The sequence below is a fragment of the Pantoea jilinensis genome (genome assembly GCF_019104105.1).
Classification (GTDB): domain Bacteria; phylum Pseudomonadota; class Gammaproteobacteria; order Enterobacterales; family Enterobacteriaceae; genus Pantoea; species Pantoea eucalypti.
The window spans coordinates 2895525-2912723 of the sequence record NZ_CP077746.1; the positions used below are offsets into that span (position 1 = coordinate 2895525).

A 17199-nucleotide genomic window follows, 5' to 3' on the forward strand; every position below is an offset into this window, starting at 1 on the left:
CATGGCTGTTTTGCTTCTGATTGACGATCATCCGCTGGTTGAAGTGGCACTTGAAGCCGCCCTGAGCCAGTCACCTATTCCGGTTCAGCTCCTCTCTGCCAGCAGTGAAAAAGCCGCCCGTCCCCTGCTTCAGCAGTCACTGGACATTATCGTGCTGGATATCGGCCTGCCGGATAGTGATGGGCTGGAGTTCCTGCGTCGCCTGAAGATCCATCGACCCGATTGCCCGGTCCTCATCTACTCCGCGCAGCAGACCCGCCACTATGTGCGTCGCGCTCAGGCGCTGGGTGCCGCCGGTTATGTGGTGAAAAGCCAGCGTATGGCGCAGTTGCTCAGCGCTATCCTTGCCGTGCTCGGCGGACAGACGGCTTTCCCGGAGATGGATGATGAGCCTGAACTCCCGCTGACCCAGAAAGAGCGTCAGATTCTGGCCCTACTGGCCAGCGGGCTGTCTAATCTGCAAATTGCTGCCCAGTTGCACATCAGCAATAAAACGGTCAGCACCCATAAGAAAAATATTCTGGAAAAAACCGGCGCCCGCTCGGTGGTAGAACTGGCCGATCTGTGGAAGGCGCAGCAGTGAGAGTTTTTCTGCTGATGCTGCTGTTGCTGTGCGGCTCCGCGCTGGCTGAGGTGCGTCCGGTGAGCAGCGTCAATCTGCCGATGATGCTGCCGGTGACGCACGCGGAAACCATGCAGGGCAAAATTCTGCGCGTTGGCCTGCTGGAAGAGAACCACGCGCCCTGGACAATGCGCATCGGCAATGACCTCTATGGCATCAATGCCGACTATCTTTCCGCGCTGCGACAGCTGACCGGCGCGCAGTTCACCCTCAACCTTTACAGCGATCAGCCGCACCTCATGCAGGCACTGAGCAGCGGCCAGATTGATTTCGCGCTGGGCATGTGGGTCACGCCCCTGCCAGCCGGCACCCTGAGCAGCGATAACTGGTACAGCAGCCCGCTGCGGGTCTACCGCAATCAGCAAAACCAGCGTGCCGTGATGTTTAACAGCCAGAATGCCCAACTGGCGATCAGCGACAGCACGCTGGCCCAACTGCCGCCCGCGCTGGCGGCCCGCCACAGCTTCAGACGCTACAGCAGCGATTTACAGGCACTCTATACCCTGCTCAATCAGCAGAATGACTATGTGGTGGCGGATGAGACCAGCGCCGGTTTTTTGTTAAGCCAGCTTCAGCAGGGCCAGATTTACCAGATCGCCTCTCACATTGATGCAGGACAGCTAAACCTGCGCGCGGTGGCACGTGATCCCCAGCTTATCAGCTGGATTAATCAGAGCCTGCGTCAGTTGCCAGCGGAACTGATGAACACGCTACAGGCGCGCTGGAGCAGTAACCTGCCGCGCTATCAGGATACGCAGACCCTGATGCTCAGCCCCGCTGAACGCGCCTGGATCGCCGATCATCCGCGCGTTACTTACACCGCCGAACCGGACAACTATCCCTGGAGCTACCGCGATGCCAGCGGCACCGCCAGAGGTTATGGCGTGGACTTGCTGAAAGCGATAGCACAGAGCACAGGATTGCAGTTTGAGCCGGTATGGGTCAGCAATCCCCGTCAGGCACGCACCCTGATTGAGCAAAAGCAGGCGATGCTGCAGCTGATGCAGCCGCTGAACGGCGATGCGATGCAGAGTACGTCGCTGCCGGTGTGGCGAGCGCTGTGGGGAATCTACAGCATCCAGTCTGACACGCTGGCGCACTGGCGCGACCTGCGCGGCAAACGGATTGGTGTATTGCAGGATGACCTGGCGCTGCGTCTGTTGCCTGCGGATCTGCAGCCCCTGCAGTTTGCCGACCGTAATAGCCTTTATGACGCGCTGGCAAAAGGGCAGATCGATGTGCTGGTCGATAATGTGCTTTCCGCCCGCTGGCGTATTGCCAGCCGCGATGATGCGCGCATCCACCTGGCCTTTGCCGCCAGCGACATCGCCTGGCCCATCGCGCTCGGCGTCGCACCCGACCAGGCGGTGCTGCGTACGCTGCTGGATCGCGCTCTGCAGCAGATCCCGGCCGATACCCAGAGCCAGATGCGCGACAGCTGGTCTACCCCGCCGCAGCCCGGCAGCGTGATGGCAATGGGTTCGCTGCCAATGATGGTGCTGGCGGTGGCCGGTGCGGCCATTGTGCTGCTGTTGCTGCTGCTGGCACGCCGTTACTGGCAACAGCGCCGCGAGCGTCAGCAGCGTGAACAGGCAGAGCATGCCAATGCGATGAAAAGCCAGTTTCTGGCAACCGTCAGTCATGAGCTGCGCACGCCGATGCAGGCTATCCTGGGGCTGCTTGAGCTGGAAAAACAGCAGCACAGCAGCCAGAACCTGACGCTGCTTCACAGCAGCGCTCAATCGTTGCTGACGCTGCTGAATGACCTGCAGGACCATGCCCGCATTGAGAGCAACAGTTTTACCCTGGCACCCCGTCCACTGGCGCTGGCGCAATGGCTCAGCCAGCAGCAGCACTTTTATCACCCGTTAATGCGCGGTGACGGGCCGCGTCTGATTGTCGAGGCGCTGACGCCGCTGCCTGACACGGTGCTCATCGATGCCGATCGCCTGCAGCAGGTGATCAACAACCTGATGACCAATGCGCTGAAATTTACGCGTCACGGCACGATTCGCCTGACCCTGGCTGCCCAGGATCAACAGCTGATTCTCACAGTGAGCGACAGCGGCAGCGGTATCCCATCGGAGGAACAGCAGAAGTTGTTTGATCCCTGGTATCAGGCGCCGTCCGGAAAATCAGTTTCGGTGCAGGGCAGCGGCCTGGGGCTGTTTATCTGCCGCGAAATAGTGCTGCGGATGGGCGGCGATATCCGGCTCGCCTCAGAACCGGGGCTCGGCACTCAGGTCACTGTGACGCTGCCGCTTGAGATCTGCACGCCAGCAAACCACGTGGACGAATCCGCCCTGCCCGGTTTTCCGCAGCTGCGGGTGGCGATTGTGGATGACCACCCGACTAACCTGCTGGTGATGCAGCAGCAGCTGGCACGCTTTGCCATTCAGGCTGACATCTTTGAGCAGGGACGTGCGCTGCTGCAGGCCGATGCGCAGCAACCTTATGACCTGCTGTTTATCGACCAGATGATGCCGCGTCCCGACGGCACGCTGCTGCTGCGGATACTGCGTCGGCGTGACCGCCAGCGGAGACGGCAGGCGATGCGGGTACTCTGCTCGGCTGATGCGCAGCTGCTGTCGCGCTCGCTTGAGGAGCGGGAGCGGGTATTGATCAAACCGGTGCAGTTAGGCGATCTCAGCGCGTTGCTGGCAGAGTGGCAGCAGGCGTGGCAGGACGATCCGCTGGCGTCACTGGATGACAATCTGTGGCAACTGGCACAGCAGAATGAAAAATTCCTCAACCGTCTGAGCCAGACGCTGCACAACACGGTCACGCAGGATCTGGCTGCGATGCAGGCGGCGCATGATCGTGCGGACTGGACGCCGTTCGCTGAGGCGGCACACAGGATGAAAGGAAGCTTTTTACTGGTGGGGCTGGAGCATGGCGCGCAGCTCAGCCAGCAATTGACGGAGCAGGTAAAACAGCATCAGGACCCGTCTGAGACGTGGCAATTACTGATATTATTAGCAAACAGGTTACTGAAAAAACTGGAAACTTATGGCACATACCCACACTCATAGCGGGCAGGATAGTAATCGCACGCGTCTGGCGGCCGCCTTCGGGGTGACCGTCGTCTTCATGGTTGCTGAAGTCATTGGCGGCTGGCTCTCTGGTTCACTGGCGCTGCTGGCGGACGCCGGGCATATGCTGACCGATGGAGCCGCACTGCTGATGGCCTTGCTGGCGGTCCATTTCTCACGCCGTAAACCCAATGCACGTCACACCTTTGGCCTGCTGCGTCTGACCACGGTAGCCGCATTTATTAACGCCATTGCACTGCTCGGCATTACTGCGCTGATCGTCTGGGAAGCAGTGCGCCGCTTTGCCGACCCGCAACCGGTGACCGGCGGACTGATGCTGGGAATCGCGATCGGCGGCCTGCTGGCCAATCTGCTCTCGTTCTGGCTGCTGCATCATGGCAGCGGAGAGAAGAACCTCAACGTGCGGGCCGCGGCGCTGCATGTGATGGGTGACCTGCTCGGTTCAGTGGGCGCGATTGTGGCTGCAGTAATTATAATGCTGACCGGCTGGACGCCCATCGACCCGATACTGTCGTTGCTGGTGTCACTGCTGGTGCTACGCAGCGCCTGGTCGCTGCTGCGTGAGAGTCTGCAGGAGTTACTGGAAGGGGCTCCGCATTCACTGGATGTGAACAAGCTGACACGGGATCTCACCCTGAACATCGCCGAGGTGCGCAATGTTCACCATGTGCATCTGTGGCAGGTGGGCGAAAAGCCGATGCTGACGCTGCATGCGCAGGTGATCCCGCCTTACGATCATGATGCGCTGCTGCATCGCATTCACGACTATCTGCGCGAGAACTATCAGATCGCGCACGCGACGGTGCAGATGGAGTACCAGCCCTGCGCTGGTGCCGAGTGTGAACTCGGCTCAGGCAGTGCGGCTGCCACCGGCCATGACCACAGTCATTCTCACGACCACGATCATGACCATGTTAAAGGCGACAAGCACACTCACTGAGCTGACAGCGCGCGGGAACCCTGTTGCCGCGCGCTGCGGATCCACATTCGTGATCCGTTCAGCGCAATCAGCGTCAGAATCACATACTCCAGCGACATCGCATAGACACCCTGACGGGCGAAGATCATCACGCTAATCACATTGATGATGACCCACAGCAGCCAGTTCTCCACATATTTGCGCGTCATCAGCACCATCGCGGCAATAGACAGCACCATCATGCAGGAATCCCAGAACGGGAAGGCATCCGGCTGCAGCGCAGGCATCGCCACCGACAGGCCCAGACCGTTCATCAGCGTTACCGCCGCACGGGTTAACAGCGCAAACACCGGATCGATATAGAGGGTCATCAGCGCAATCGCAATCACACACCCTGCTGTCCAGGCCAGCGCTCCAGGCAGCGGCAGCCAGCGGATTTTCAGCGCCGCCTGATGATCTTCGGTCTGTCGGCTCCATGCGTACCAGCCATAGAGATTGGCGGCAAAGAAGAAGAGCTGCAGCAGCAGGCTGGCATAGAGCTGGATCTGAAAGAAGATCACCGCAAACAGCGTGACGTTAATCAGGCCAAACGGATAGTTGATAATTTTTTCCAGGCTGGCAAACCAGATACAGAGTAAGCCCGCCAGCGTGCCGATGGCCTCAATCCATGAGAGATCGTAGCCTCCGGCACCCAGAGGAATATGAACCAGAATATTATGTGTGCTGAAGAAGTCCATGCAGAGCACCTGTCCGGGAACGCTTAGGCGTTGCCCTTCACGTTGAGTTTAAGTTCCGCTGCAAAGGATAGCATGCGATTAAGCGGCAGTAACGCCGCCTCTCGCAGCGTCTCATCCACCTGAATCTCATGTTCCACCCCACCCGACTCCAGCGCCTCTGCGATGGCTTTAAGGCCGTTCATTGCCATCCAGGGACAGTGCGCGCAGCTGCGGCAGGTTGCCCCTTCACCTGCGGTCGGCGCTTCCAGCAGCTCTTTATCCGGCACCGCCTGCTGCATTTTGTAGAAGATGCCGCGGTCGGTCGCCACAATCATCTGCGGATGCGGCAGGGATTTCGCCGCCTGAATCAGCTGGCTGGTCGAGCCGACCGCGTCCGCCAGTTCGACAATCGCCTGCGGTGACTCAGGATGCACCAGCACCGCCGCATCGGGATAGAGCGCTTTCATGCGCTGCAGCGCCTGGGTTTTGAACTCGTCATGCACAATGCAGGCGCCCTGCCAGCACAACACATCTGCACCCGACATCCGGGTAACATAGCGACCAAGGTGACGATCCGGTGCCCAGATGATCTTTTCGCCGAGACTGTCGAGATGCTCAATCAGCTCTACCGCAATGCTGGAAGTGACCACCCAGTCGGCGCGGGCTTTGACGGCCGCCGAGGTATTGGCATAGACCACCACGGTGCGATCGGGATGCGCATCACAGAAGGCGTTAAACTCTTCAATGGGACAGCCGAGATCCAGTGAACACTCCGCCTGCAGGGTCGGCATCAGCACGGTTTTTTCGGGGCTGAGGATTTTGGCGGTTTCACCCATAAAGCGCACGCCCGCCACCAGCAGCGTGGTCGCCGAATGATTGCTGCCGAAACGCGCCATCTCCAGCGAGTCGGAGACGCAGCCGCCTGTCTCTTCCGCCAGCGCCTGAATTTCCGGATCGGTGTAATAGTGCGCCACCATCACCGCGTTTCGCGCTTTCAGCAGCGCTTTGATTTTCTCACGGTAAAACGTCTTCTCATCGTCACTCAGGCGGGCGGGTTTCGGCGGAAAAGGATAAACGGCGCTTTCAGGATCGAACATTACACTCATGACACAGCTCTCGTTTTGTCTAATTAACGAAAATCACCTGCGGAGGCGAATTTTGGCGATGAATCCGCCGTCGTGTTTTATATGCTAAACACGATAACGGAAAAGCCACACTGTGTCGTGAGATTTTTACTCTGCCTGCGTTACAGCACCGACCCTGCCCGTCTGCGTTTCATCTGCCAGCACCAGCGTTTTCTGCGGCGCTTCCAGTGCCAGCAGGAAAGCTTTGGTCTCCAGGCCGCCCGCAAAGCCGGTCAGCTTGCCGTTGGCACCGATCACGCGATGGCACGGTGCGACAATGGAAAGTGGATTACGGCCGTTGGCCGCGCCGACCGCGCGCACCGCCTGCGGATGGCCGATCTCCCGTGCAATCTGGCTGTAGCTGCGCGTCTCACCAAACGGTATCGCCACCAGCGCCTGCCAGACTTTTTTCTGAAAGTCGGTGCCGACCATGTCGAACGGCAACGCAAAACAGCGTCGCGCACCGGTAAAGTACTCGCTGAGCTGACGCGCGGTTTCGATCAGAATGGGATGATCGTCATTGCGCGTTTGAGGTAAAAACCGGGTGCGTTTTGGATCGTCGTTTTCCCACAAAATCCCCGCCAGGCCGATATCGCTGGCGACCAGCTTCAGCTCGCCCACCGGGGTAACTATCTGTTTGAAGTAGTACATGGTGATTCTCCCGTCACGGTTCCGTCGTCCAGTATCGCACTTTTCATCAGCCTGACTGGCTGTTTTCGGTCATGGTTATAAACTGTTGTGCTGTCCGAAAACAGCCAGTCTGCTGGGATTCCCCCCTGTAGGCTGCGCTTATTTACCGGAGAAATGCCATGCTCGATCCCGACATTGCCTATCAGGCGCTGACCTCACGTGATACCCGCTTCGACGGCGTTTTCTTTGTGGGCGTGACCTCAACCGGTATCTATTGCCGCCCAATTTGCCCGGTCAAAGCGCCGATGCAGAAAAACTGTCTTTTCTTCAGCAGCGCCGAGGCGGCGGAGAAAGCGCGCTTTCGCCCCTGCCTGCGCTGCCGGCCTGAGCTGGCTCCCGGCAATGCGCCTGTCGATCAGCCGCATCGCGTGGCGGAGCAGCTGATTCAGCGCATTGAGGAAGGCATGCTGGAGGAGCGCGAAGGTCTGGAGGCGATTGCCGCTGAGTTCAGTCTCAGCCTGCGTCAGCTGCGCCGTATCGTGCAACATGAACTCGGCGTCTCACCACTGGAGCTGAAGCAAACACGGCGTATGCTGCTGGCCAAGCAGTTGCTGACAGAAACACAACTGCCGGTCACGGAGGTCGCCTACGCCAGTGGCTTCAGCAGTCTGCGCCGTTTTAATGATGTTTTCCAGGCTCGCTACCGCATGACGCCAAGCGCGCTGCGCCGCGACGATACAGGCGCGAAGCGTGCGCAGCCCGGCGACCGCGTGACGCTGCGGCTGGCCTATCGCCCGCCCTACGACTGGGCGGCGATGCTCTGGTTTTTGCAGACACACCTGATGAAGGAAGTTGAGGCAGTGGAAGATGGCTGCTGGCGACGCACCGTGGCGCTGGGACGTTTTCGGGGCTGGGTCAGTGTATCCCATCTGCCGCAGAAGAACGCGCTGCAGGTGACGCTCTCAACCTCACTGACGCCGGTTCTGCCGCTGCTGCTGCGCCGCCTGCGCGATCTGTTTGACCTGGACGCGCAGCCGCAGCGTATCGCCGCCTGTCTGGCTCAGGACCCGCTGCTGGCACCCAGCCTGATTGCACATCCTGGTCTGCGTGTGCCGGGCGCCTTCGACGCTTTTGAACTTGGCGTGCGTGCTATTATCGGCCAGCAGGTGACCGTCAAAGCCGCCACCACAGTCAGCAGCCGTTTTGCCGCCGCCTTTGGCGAGCCCTGTGAAACGCCCTTTGCCGACCTGACCCGCTACACCGCGCTTCCTGAACGCATCGCAGCGCTGACGGTGGATGACGTTGCGCCGATGGGCATCGTCAGCGCCGCCCGCTCCCGCGCCATCATCGCCTTTGCCACCGCCTGCGCCAGCGGCGATCTGCGTCTCAGTGCCGCGCAGCCGCCTGATGAGGTAATAAAAAAGCTGGTCAGCCTGCCGGGCATTGGTCCCTGGACCGCGCACTATATCGCGATGCGCGCCCTGCGCTGGCCGGATGCCTTTCCCAAAGAGGATATCGCCATCCGTAATAACCTGGGCGGCATGTCATCTAAAGAAGCAGAAGCGCGCTCGCAATCCTGGCGTCCCTGGCGCAGCTATGCGGTGATGCATATCTGGGAGAGCCTGGCAGTGGCGAAGGTGAAGAAAAAGCCGTGCCGGTCAATGTAAGGATGCGGATTGTCTGCCCTGACCTGCATAGTCGGTATCGCAGAAACTAAAAATGCAGAGCCTCTTCCAGACTGATTACAGACTCGCAGCCGACTGAATCTTCCAGCAACGAATAAGTTCGATGCGCAGGGAACAGGATCAGAAGAGGAAAGCGTCCCGCGCCAGGACGGCGCGGGACGAGCAGGTCATGGATGACGGCTTTTGCGTCTTTCCGATCTGACCGTGTTCCCTAAGCAGTCTCGATCTCACAGCAATCCAGGTCAGACTTCACAACACCTTAAACGCCATTGGCTTTTTACATTCAACGCAAGTCTGTGATACTGCAGAAACGAAAAAAGCGCCCAAAGGGCGCTTTTTTCTTAATTGGTAGGTCGTGCAGGATTGCCTCGGCCCTTCCTAGGGCCTCGCCCTCCGGGTGATGCTGACGCATCAGCCTGAATCGCCGGGCGATTCAGTCGAACCTGCTGCAGGTTCTCACCCTGCACGGTAAAGTCCGTGCCCCGGAAACGAAAAAAGCGCCCAAAGGGCGCTTCTTTCTTAATTGGTGGGTCGTGCAGGATTCGAACCTGCGACCAATTGATTAAAAGTCAACTGCTCTACCAACTGAGCTAACGACCCGCTGGGGGCTTACAACCGTTCAGCGCACCAGGCGGCTGAGATAAGATGGTGGGTCGTGCAGGATTCGAACCTGCGACCAATTGATTAAAAGTCAACTGCTCTACCAACTGAGCTAACGACCCATCTTAGGTTGTGAAGCAATGCTGAAGTGTTCTTCTTGAAACTGCGCGGTAAAAGCGCGTCTGAAGGAGATGGTGGGTCGTGCAGGATTCGAACCTGCGACCAATTGATTAAAAGTCAACTGCTCTACCAACTGAGCTAACGACCCATCTTCAGGCTTACCAGACACTTTTCAATGTGTCCCGGCAACGGCGGCATATATTACTGATTTAGCGGGGTAGCGCAACTCTTATTTCTGCTAAACGCTTCAGTTGCTTACCTTTCATACGGCAAGACCAGAAATCACACGATATCTGGTCTGAACCGGACAAATTACAGACCGCTCAGACGTTTCTGAGCTTGTTTAGCAGATTCAGTGTCTGGATAAAGTTTGATCACCTGCTGGAAGACCGCTTTGGCTTTCGCCGTGTCTTTTTTCTCCTGCATGATCACACCCACTTTCAACAACGCTTCTGCAGCTTTCGGCGACTTCGGATAGTTTTTCACTACCGTGGCGTAATAATACGCCGCGTCGTCCTTTTTGCCTTTGTTGTAGTTCAGCTGACCCAACCAGTAATTCGCATTCGGCTGATAGGTCGAATCAGGGTAACGTTTTACCCACGCCTGAAGCGCGCTGATCGCCTGGTCATACTGTTTCTTCTCCAGAATCAGCGCCACAGCCGCATTGTAATCGCTGTTCGCATCGCCGGTCTGCGCAGGTGCGCTCTCCGTTGATGCTGCCGCGCCTGCGGTTGCTGCTGCGCCTGTATCTGCTGCGGCATCGCTGCCGGCTGCCTGTTGCCCGCCGTTGCTGCTGGCGCTGCTCAGCGTGTCAATCTGCTGGTAAAGCTGCTTCTGCCGCTCAACCACCTGATTCAACTGATACGTGTTTTGCTGGATTTGCCCACGCAGCGCATCAATATCACGCTGGTTATCGCTCATCTGCTGCTGCAATTGCTGCATCAGCTGTGCCTGGGCATTAGAGATTCGTTCAAGAGTGGTGACACGGTCTTCGACCGAGCCGGAGCCAACGCTACTGATTGACGCTTGGGCATTAGCGGCCCAGGGGGCCGCTACGCCAATCAGTAACGACAGACTCAACAGATGACGTCTGAAGTTACTAACCATGTGATTCTCTTAGTAGACCAGAACGGCACGACGGTTTTTAGAATACGCTGCTTCGTCATGACCCAGAACGGCTGGCTTCTCTTTACCGTAAGAAACGATAGACATCTGATCAGCCGACACGCCTTTACCCTGCAGGTACATCTTAACGGCGTTAGCACGACGTTCGCCCAGGGCGATGTTGTATTCCGGCGTACCGCGCTCATCCGCATGACCTTCGATGGTCACTTTGTATGATGGGTTGCTGCGCAGGAAAGTTGCGTGCTGATCCAGCATCTGTGCGTAATCAGACTGAACGTCATATTTGTCCAGACCGAAGTACACGATGTTGTTCTGCTGCAGCTGCTGCATCTGCAGACGAGCCTGCTCGTCAGAAGACATGTTGCCGCCGTTGCCGTTCATGCCAGAATTTGCACCGTAAGCGCCATCAGCACCCATGCCAGTCTGGTCATTGTTGTTGTTTTTGTGTGAGCTACAAGCCGCTACTGCCAGAACCGGCAGAGCCAGCATCAAACCCTTCAGCACTTTGTTCAGTTGCATTTCAAAAATCCCATTATTGTTTATTGTTTGCGATGTCTGAAGTGTCAGACATTACAGATACGGCGACCAGGCAGGAAATTTTACCTGTCCATCAGTTGCCGGAAGACGCGCTTTGAAACGGCCGTCGGTTGAAACCAACTGCAACACGGAACCCATACCCTGAGTAGAGCTGTAGATTACCATTGTGCCATTTGGTGCCAGGCTCGGCGTTTCATCCAGGAACGTGTCCGTTAACGTTTGAACGGCTCCCGTTTCCAGATCCTGTTTGGCGACGTGTTGAGCACCACCGTTGGTGCTAATCATCACCATAGATTTACCATCTGTTGCAACATCCGCATCCTGGTTCTGACCGCCTTCCCAGGTAATACGCTGTGGCGTGCCGCCATTAATACCGACTTTATAGATCTGAGGGGCACCCGCCTGATCGGAGGTATAAGCCAGAGTCTGGCTGTCCGGGAACCAGGTCGGTTCAGTACTGTTATAACGACCATCCGTCACCTGACGCGTCTGACCTGACGCCAGATCCATCACATAGAGGTTCAGGCTACCGGTTTTAGAGAGCGCGAAAGCGAGCTTAGAGCCATCTGGCGAGAATGCCGGGGCACCGTTGTGACGCGGATATGAGGCAACCTGACGGATGGCACCGTTAGAGAGCGTCTGGACCACCAGCGCGGACTTGCCGCTTTCAAAGGTCACGTAGGCCACTTTGCTGCCATCCGGAGACCAGGCTGGCGACATCAGTGGCTGTGGTGAACGATGTACGACGAACTGGTTATAGCCATCGTAGTCAGCGACGCGCAGTTCATAAGGGAACTGACCACCGTTGGTCTGCACGACATAGGCGATGCGGGTGCGGAAAGCGCCCTTAATGCCTGTCAGCTTCTGGAACGTTTCGTCACTGGCAGTGTGAGCGGCATAGCGCAGCCACTGCTTTGTCACTTTATATGAGTTCTGTGCCAGCACTGTACCCGGCGCACCGCCGGTGTCAACCAGCTGGTAAGAGACCTGATAGCTGCCATCCGGGTTAGACGCGACCTGACCGACGACTACGGCGTCGATGCCGAGTGCGCTCCAGGCGGCAGGCTGCACTTCCTGCGCACTGGTTGGCTGCTGTGGCAGACGTGAGCGATCCAGTGGATTGAATTTGCCACTGTTGCGCAGGTCAGCCGCCACGATGCCGCCGACATCTTCCGGCGCGGCACCAGAACCGGCCCATTTAAACGGCACCACGCCAATCGGGCGCGCGGTGTTCACACCCTGGGTGATCTCAATTCGAACTTCTGCATGCAGCATGGCTGCCCACAGCAGGATAAAAAAGCCTAACGTAACGCGAAGAGCTTGCTTCATTTTATCTCCCTTATCTGAACCTCAGTCCACGATAATTGGCACTGTTCCTGGAAACCACGAGTACAACATAAGTACGGCAAGCTAAACATAGATCAACTTGCCGACCGTGACTGCATTATTGCGGTTTAAAACGCATCGGGGCGTTTTTAAACACTTCGTAGACCGCCTGAGAAGGCGGCTTCGGAATACGTGCCTGTTTGGCAGCAGCAATCGCGGCCTGGCAGAGCGCGGGATCACCACCCTCTGACTTAACATCAATCAACAAGCCATCAGGCGCAAGTTTAATCCGCAAATCACAGGTTTTTCCGCGATACAGATCGGCATCGTAGAATCGGCTCTGAATCGCACTCACCACCTGACCCATGTAGGAGTTGATCTCAGCGCCCGATGCCCCCGCTTTCTTCTGGTTGCCCTGCCCCGCTGCGCCACCTGATGTGCCGCTTTTCGGTGCATTTTTACCGGAAGTGAGTCCACCCAGCAAATCATCAACATCGCTGTCATTGGCCGCATCGGCGGCAGCTTTCGCCTTCGCATCTGCTTTGGCTTTAGCGGCAGCCTCAGCCTTCGCTTTGGCAGCCGCATCGGCTTTCGCCTTAGCAGCCGCTTCCGCCTTCTCTTTAGCGGCCTCTTTCGCCGCCTCAGCTTTCTCTTTGGCAGCTTCTTTGGCGGCTTCGGCTTTTTCTTTAGCGGCTTCAGCGGCTTTCTCTTTTGCTGCCTCAGCAGCTTTTTCTTTCGCTTCTGCGGCTTTCTCTTTCGCTTCTTCGGCGGCTTTAGCTTTGGCATCCGCAGCCGCCTTCACTTTGGCCTCAGCCGCCGCTTTTGCATCCGCTTCCGACTTCGCCTTCGCCTCCGCAACGGCTTTCTCTTTTGCCGCAGCGGCAGCAGCGGCTTTCGCCTGTTGATCAGCCTGCTTCTTTGCTTCGGCTGCGGCCTGCTTCGCCTGCTCAGCAGTCGCTTTGGCCTGAGCATCCGCCTGTGCTTTCGCATCCGCTTTAGCTTTAGCTGCTGCCGCTTCGGCGGTTTTCTGCTGTTCCTGAGCCTGTTTCGCGGCGTCTTCTGCCGCTTTCTGCTGCTCAGCCTGCTGTTTAGCCTCTTCTTTCGCGGTTTCCTGCGCGGCTAAACGCTCTTTTTCCAGCGCTTTCAGACGCTGCTGTTCAGCAGCCTGTTTCTGTTGCAGCTCTTCTGCCTGCTGCTGCGCCTGCTTTTTACGCTGTTGCTCAGCCCGCTGGCTGTCGCTTTGCTGGTTCTGCTGACGATTGTATTGACTCACGACGGCACCGGGATCGACCATCACAGCATCAATATCGCTGCCACCGCCACCCGCACTGCTGGGGTCAACGTGCTCATTAAACGAGCTCCAAATCAGCAGCGCGATCAACACGATATGCAGAATCACCGAAATGATTATCGCGCGCTTTAACTTCTCGTTTTGCTCGGTTGCCTTCGACACACTCGGTTCCCAAAAAACGGTTCGATTTTAAATCGGCTGCGTCATCAAACCGACAGATTTAACACCCGCCTGGTGCAGCAGGTTGAGCGCTTTAATGATTTCATCGTAAGGCACTTCTTTCGCGCCCCCGATCAAAAACACCGTCTTAGGATTTGCTTCCAGTCGACGCTGCGCTTCGCTGATCACCTGCTCGGGGGGGAGCTGATCCATACGATCGTGATCCACGACCAGGCTGTACTGCCCCACGCCCGCCACTTCAACAATTACCGGCGGATTATCATCGCTGGAAACGGTTTTAGAGTCGGTCGCATCAGGCAGATCCACTTCCACGCTCTGGGTAATAATGGGTGCCGTTGCCATGAAGATCAGCAGCAGCACCAACAGGACGTCCAGTAGCGGAACGATGTTGATTTCCGACTTCAGGTCGCGGCGTTTGCGACCACGTACTCTGGCCATCATTAACCTCTATTTACTTAGCGCTATCGCTGGAGAAAGCCTGGCGATGCAGAATGGCAGTGAACTCTTCCATGAAGTTGTCGTAGCCCTGCTCCAGTTTGTTGACGCGCTGGTTCAGACGGTTGTACGCCATTACCGCCGGAATTGCCGCAAACAGACCGATTGCGGTTGCAATCAATGCTTCAGCGATACCCGGTGCCACCATCTGCAGTGTTGCCTGCTTCACCGCGCCCAGCGCGATAAAGGCGTGCATGATCCCCCAGACAGTACCGAACAGCCCGATATAGGGACTGATTGAACCGACAGTACCGAGGAACGGAATGTGGTTTTCCAGCGCTTCCAGCTCACGGTTCATTGAGATGCGCATCGCACGGCTTGCACCATCAATAACTGCCTCCGGCGCATGATTATTAGCGCGGTGCAGTCGGGCGAACTCTTTAAAGCCGGAGTAGAAAATCTGCTCCGAGCCGCCCAGCTCTTCCCGACGCTCCTGGCTCTCCTGATACAGTCGGGAGAGTTCGATGCCGGACCAGAATTTGTCTTCAAATGCCTCAGCTTCTCTTCCCGCCGCATTCAGAATACGTGTGCGCTGAATAATGATGGCCCAGGAGGCAATAGAAAAGCCGATCAAAATCAACATGATAAGTTTGACCAGAAGGCTCGCCTTCAGGAACAAATCAAGAATGTTCATGTCAGTCACTGCTTGAACTCCGCGACAATAGACTTGGGAAGCGCAATCGGCTTCATTAGATGAGGGTTAATGCAGGCAATCAGGACCTCTGCCTCATTGAGCACTTTGCCTTCAGTATTCACGATACGCTGAGTGAACGTCATGGTAGCCCGAGTCATTGAGGTGACCTCGCTCTGGATTTCCAGAAGGTCATCAAGACGCGCCGCTGCAAGATAGTCCACCGTGATGCGCCGTACCACAAAAGCGATCTGCTGTTCTAACAGCGTCTGCTGATTGAAATGGTGCTGTCGCAACATTTCGGTACGTGCTCGTTCATAAAAAGCGATATAGCTGGCGTGATAAACCACACCACCGGCATCAGTATCTTCGTAGTAGACCCGAACCGGCCAGCGAAACAGCGTTGTACTCACTCTACATCCCGGCCTCGTTTTAAACGTTGCTACTATACGCAAGAGAATTGGGGTTGGGAATGGCTCGTCAGAGCCAGGCGAAAATAATTATCGCTCGGTAACAAATGGAACGATTTCAGGAAGATTAATTGACCAGACGCTGACAAATATTCACTGACAGCGCTGGTGAGGTGGGGTGTTACAGGTAAAAACGGTAAAGCGCGATAAATAACACCAGCATGGCGGGTAACGGGCTAAACAGCGCCTGCCATCGGGTTTGCTGTGGCCGGAAGCCTGTACCGTGAATCACACCACTGCAGACCGCCCAGATCAGCACCAGACCCTGCAGCGCAGGCAGCTGACCCGCGTGTTTAGCAAAGCGGGTCGGGTCCCACATCACGCCGCCAGCCGCCAGCAGCGCCAGCAGCAGTGAAAGGGCCCGTAACGGGCCCTTATCCATCAGATCATACAGCATCCGAATTGGCGTACGCATCAGTGAGACTCATCCTGCGCTTCAACGTGTTCAATCGCCAGCGCGGTCACGATACCAAAGGCACAGGCCAGCAACGTGCCGAGAATCCAGGCAAAATACCACATGCGACTTCTCCTTAATTAATAGAGTGAGTGACTGTTGCTTTCAATATGCTCTTTGGTAATACGACCAAACATCTTCCAGTAACACCAGGTGGTGTAAATCAGAATGATTGGAACAAAGATAGCGGCGGCAACGGTCATCGTTTGCAGCGTCAGCAGGCTGGACGTTGCATCCCACATCGTCAGGCTGGTACCCGGCACGGTGCTGGATGGCATGATGAACGGGAACATCGCAATGCCGGCGGTCATGATGACGCAGGCCAGCGTCAGTGAAGAGAACAGGAATGCCCAGGCGCCCTTCTCAACCCGCGAGCAAAGTATGGTCAGCAGCGGCAACACCACGCCCAGCAGCGGGAACAGCCACAGCACAGGATGGTTCTGGAAGTTGACCATCCAGGCACCTGCCTCACGCACTACCGTTTTACCCAGTGGGTTAGAGGCAGCAAAGTGATCCATCGTGCTGGTCACCACATAGCCATCAATACCATATTTCACCCAGACACCGGCCAGGATGAAGCAGACCATCATCACCAGGGCGGCAAGTTGTGCTGCGGTGCGTGAACGCAGATGCAGTTCGCCCGTGGTGCGCATCTGCAGATAGGTTGCGCCCTGAGCCAGAATCATCGCTACGCTGACCACACCTGCCAGCAGGCCAAACGGATTCAGCAGCTGGAAGAAGTTGCCGGTGTAGAACAGACGCAGATACTCATCGGCATGGAACGGCACGCCCTGTAACAGGTTGCCAAACGCCACGCCAATGACCAGCGGCGGCACGAAGCTGCCGATGAAGATGCCCCAGTCCCAGGCACCGCGCCAGCGGTTGTCTTCAATCTTCGAGCGGTAATCGAAGCCAACCGGACGGAAGAACAGCGAGGCGAGCACCAGAATCATGGCCACGTAGAAGCCAGAAAAGGCCGCCGCATAGACCATCGGCCAGGCGGCAAACAGTGCGCCACCGGCAGTGATAAGCCAGACCTGGTTGCCGTCCCAGTGCGGGGCGATACTGTTAATCATAATGCGACGCTCAGTATCGGTGCGACCCAGAATGCGCGTCAGCATGCCGACGCCCATATCAAAACCATCTGCGACAGCAAAGCCGATTAGCAGCACGCCAATCAACAGCCACCAGACAAAGCGCAGAACTTCATAATTAAACATG

The 17199-nt window shown here is 57.0% G+C and carries 17 protein-coding genes, 3 tRNA genes and 1 other RNA gene; 4 read left to right on the forward strand and 17 right to left on the reverse strand.

Features of this window, described 5'->3' with window-relative positions; translation table 11 throughout:
* Position 1 precedes the first annotated feature (1 nt).
* The 3 genes from KTJ90_RS13635 to zitB are packed head-to-tail and all read left to right on the forward strand — an operon-like array spanning position 2 to position 4615.
* Positions 2-583: a response regulator transcription factor gene (locus KTJ90_RS13635; protein ID WP_008925036.1), complete on the forward strand. Its 582-nt coding sequence runs from the start codon at positions 2-4 to the stop codon at positions 581-583.
* Between the two features lie 14 nt (positions 584-597).
* Positions 598-3654 (forward strand): hybrid sensor histidine kinase/response regulator, encoded by a 3057-nt coding sequence (locus KTJ90_RS13640; RefSeq protein ID WP_499026526.1) that lies wholly within the window; start codon positions 598-600, stop codon positions 3652-3654.
* Positions 3632-4615 carry a zinc transporter ZitB gene (zitB, locus tag KTJ90_RS13645; RefSeq protein ID WP_499025003.1) on the forward strand — a complete coding sequence of 328 codons (984 nt, stop codon included), beginning with the start codon at positions 3632-3634 and terminating at the stop codon, positions 4613-4615. Before KTJ90_RS13640 ends, zitB begins: the two co-directional genes overlap by 23 nt.
* On the opposite strand, the gene pnuC is transcribed toward zitB, so the two are convergent.
* From pnuC to KTJ90_RS13660, 3 genes are all read right to left on the reverse strand, one after another.
* Complete coding sequence (gene pnuC / locus KTJ90_RS13650; RefSeq protein ID WP_003851908.1) at positions 4609-5331, reverse strand: nicotinamide riboside transporter PnuC; 723 nt, start codon at positions 5329-5331, stop codon at positions 4609-4611. The genes zitB and pnuC overlap by 7 nt on opposite strands.
* 23 nt (positions 5332-5354) lie before the next feature.
* Entirely contained in the window at positions 5355-6416 is a 1062-nt protein-coding gene (nadA, locus tag KTJ90_RS13655) for a quinolinate synthase NadA (protein ID WP_008925032.1), read from the reverse strand.
* Between the two features lie 126 nt (positions 6417-6542).
* On the reverse strand, positions 6543-7085 hold the full coding sequence (locus KTJ90_RS13660) for a methylated-DNA--[protein]-cysteine S-methyltransferase (protein ID WP_105099400.1): 543 nt from the start codon (positions 7083-7085) through the stop codon (positions 6543-6545).
* Between the two features lie 158 nt (positions 7086-7243).
* On the opposite strand from KTJ90_RS13660, the gene KTJ90_RS13665 reads away from it, so the two are divergent.
* A complete protein-coding gene (locus tag KTJ90_RS13665) occupies positions 7244-8731 on the forward strand; it encodes an AlkA N-terminal domain-containing protein (protein ID WP_499025005.1) in 1488 nt (495 codons plus the stop codon).
* 364 nt (positions 8732-9095) lie between these two features.
* On the opposite strand, the gene KTJ90_RS13670 is transcribed toward KTJ90_RS13665, so the two are convergent.
* From KTJ90_RS13670 to cydB, 14 genes are all read right to left on the reverse strand, one after another.
* A non-coding RNA gene (locus tag KTJ90_RS13670) (RtT sRNA) lies at positions 9096-9230 on the reverse strand.
* Positions 9231-9273: 43 nt separating this feature from the next.
* Positions 9274-9349: transfer RNA gene (locus KTJ90_RS13675), tRNA-Lys, on the reverse strand.
* Positions 9350-9395: 46 nt separating this feature from the next.
* Positions 9396-9471: transfer RNA gene (locus KTJ90_RS13680), tRNA-Lys, on the reverse strand.
* A 70-nt stretch (positions 9472-9541) separates the two neighbouring features.
* A tRNA-Lys gene (locus KTJ90_RS13685) sits at positions 9542-9617 on the reverse strand.
* A gap of 164 nt (positions 9618-9781) precedes the next feature.
* Positions 9782-10576, reverse strand: a complete 795-nt coding sequence (gene cpoB, locus KTJ90_RS13690) for a cell division protein CpoB (protein ID WP_003853134.1) — start codon at positions 10574-10576, stop codon at positions 9782-9784.
* A gap of 9 nt (positions 10577-10585) precedes the next feature.
* Positions 10586-11113, reverse strand: coding sequence for a peptidoglycan-associated lipoprotein Pal (gene pal, locus KTJ90_RS13695; RefSeq protein WP_003853135.1), 528 nt, complete (start codon positions 11111-11113; stop codon positions 10586-10588).
* A gap of 51 nt (positions 11114-11164) precedes the next feature.
* Positions 11165-12460: a Tol-Pal system beta propeller repeat protein TolB gene (gene tolB / locus KTJ90_RS13700; RefSeq protein ID WP_003853138.1), complete on the reverse strand. Its 1296-nt coding sequence runs from the start codon at positions 12458-12460 to the stop codon at positions 11165-11167.
* A gap of 115 nt (positions 12461-12575) precedes the next feature.
* A complete protein-coding gene (tolA, locus tag KTJ90_RS13705; protein WP_008925030.1) occupies positions 12576-13910 on the reverse strand; it encodes a cell envelope integrity protein TolA in 1335 nt (444 codons plus the stop codon).
* A gap of 27 nt (positions 13911-13937) precedes the next feature.
* Entirely contained in the window at positions 13938-14366 is a 429-nt protein-coding gene (gene tolR, locus KTJ90_RS13710) for a colicin uptake protein TolR (protein ID WP_003853140.1), read from the reverse strand.
* Between the two features lie 13 nt (positions 14367-14379).
* Positions 14380-15066, reverse strand: coding sequence for a Tol-Pal system protein TolQ (tolQ, locus tag KTJ90_RS13715; RefSeq protein ID WP_003853142.1), 687 nt, complete (start codon positions 15064-15066; stop codon positions 14380-14382).
* Entirely contained in the window at positions 15063-15467 is a 405-nt protein-coding gene (gene ybgC / locus KTJ90_RS13720; protein WP_003853144.1) for a tol-pal system-associated acyl-CoA thioesterase, read from the reverse strand. The genes tolQ and ybgC overlap by 4 nt, the downstream gene beginning before the upstream one ends.
* Positions 15468-15645: 178 nt before the next feature.
* Entirely contained in the window at positions 15646-15939 is a 294-nt protein-coding gene (gene ybgE / locus KTJ90_RS13725; protein WP_497816745.1) for a cyd operon protein YbgE, read from the reverse strand.
* Positions 15939-16043: a cytochrome bd-I oxidase subunit CydX gene (cydX, locus tag KTJ90_RS13730; protein WP_008925027.1), complete on the reverse strand. Its 105-nt coding sequence runs from the start codon at positions 16041-16043 to the stop codon at positions 15939-15941. Before cydX ends, ybgE begins: the two co-directional genes overlap by 1 nt.
* Before the next feature lie 15 nt (positions 16044-16058).
* Positions 16059-17198: a cytochrome d ubiquinol oxidase subunit II gene (gene cydB / locus KTJ90_RS13735; RefSeq protein WP_033762876.1), complete on the reverse strand. Its 1140-nt coding sequence runs from the start codon at positions 17196-17198 to the stop codon at positions 16059-16061.
* Position 17199 lies beyond the last annotated feature (1 nt).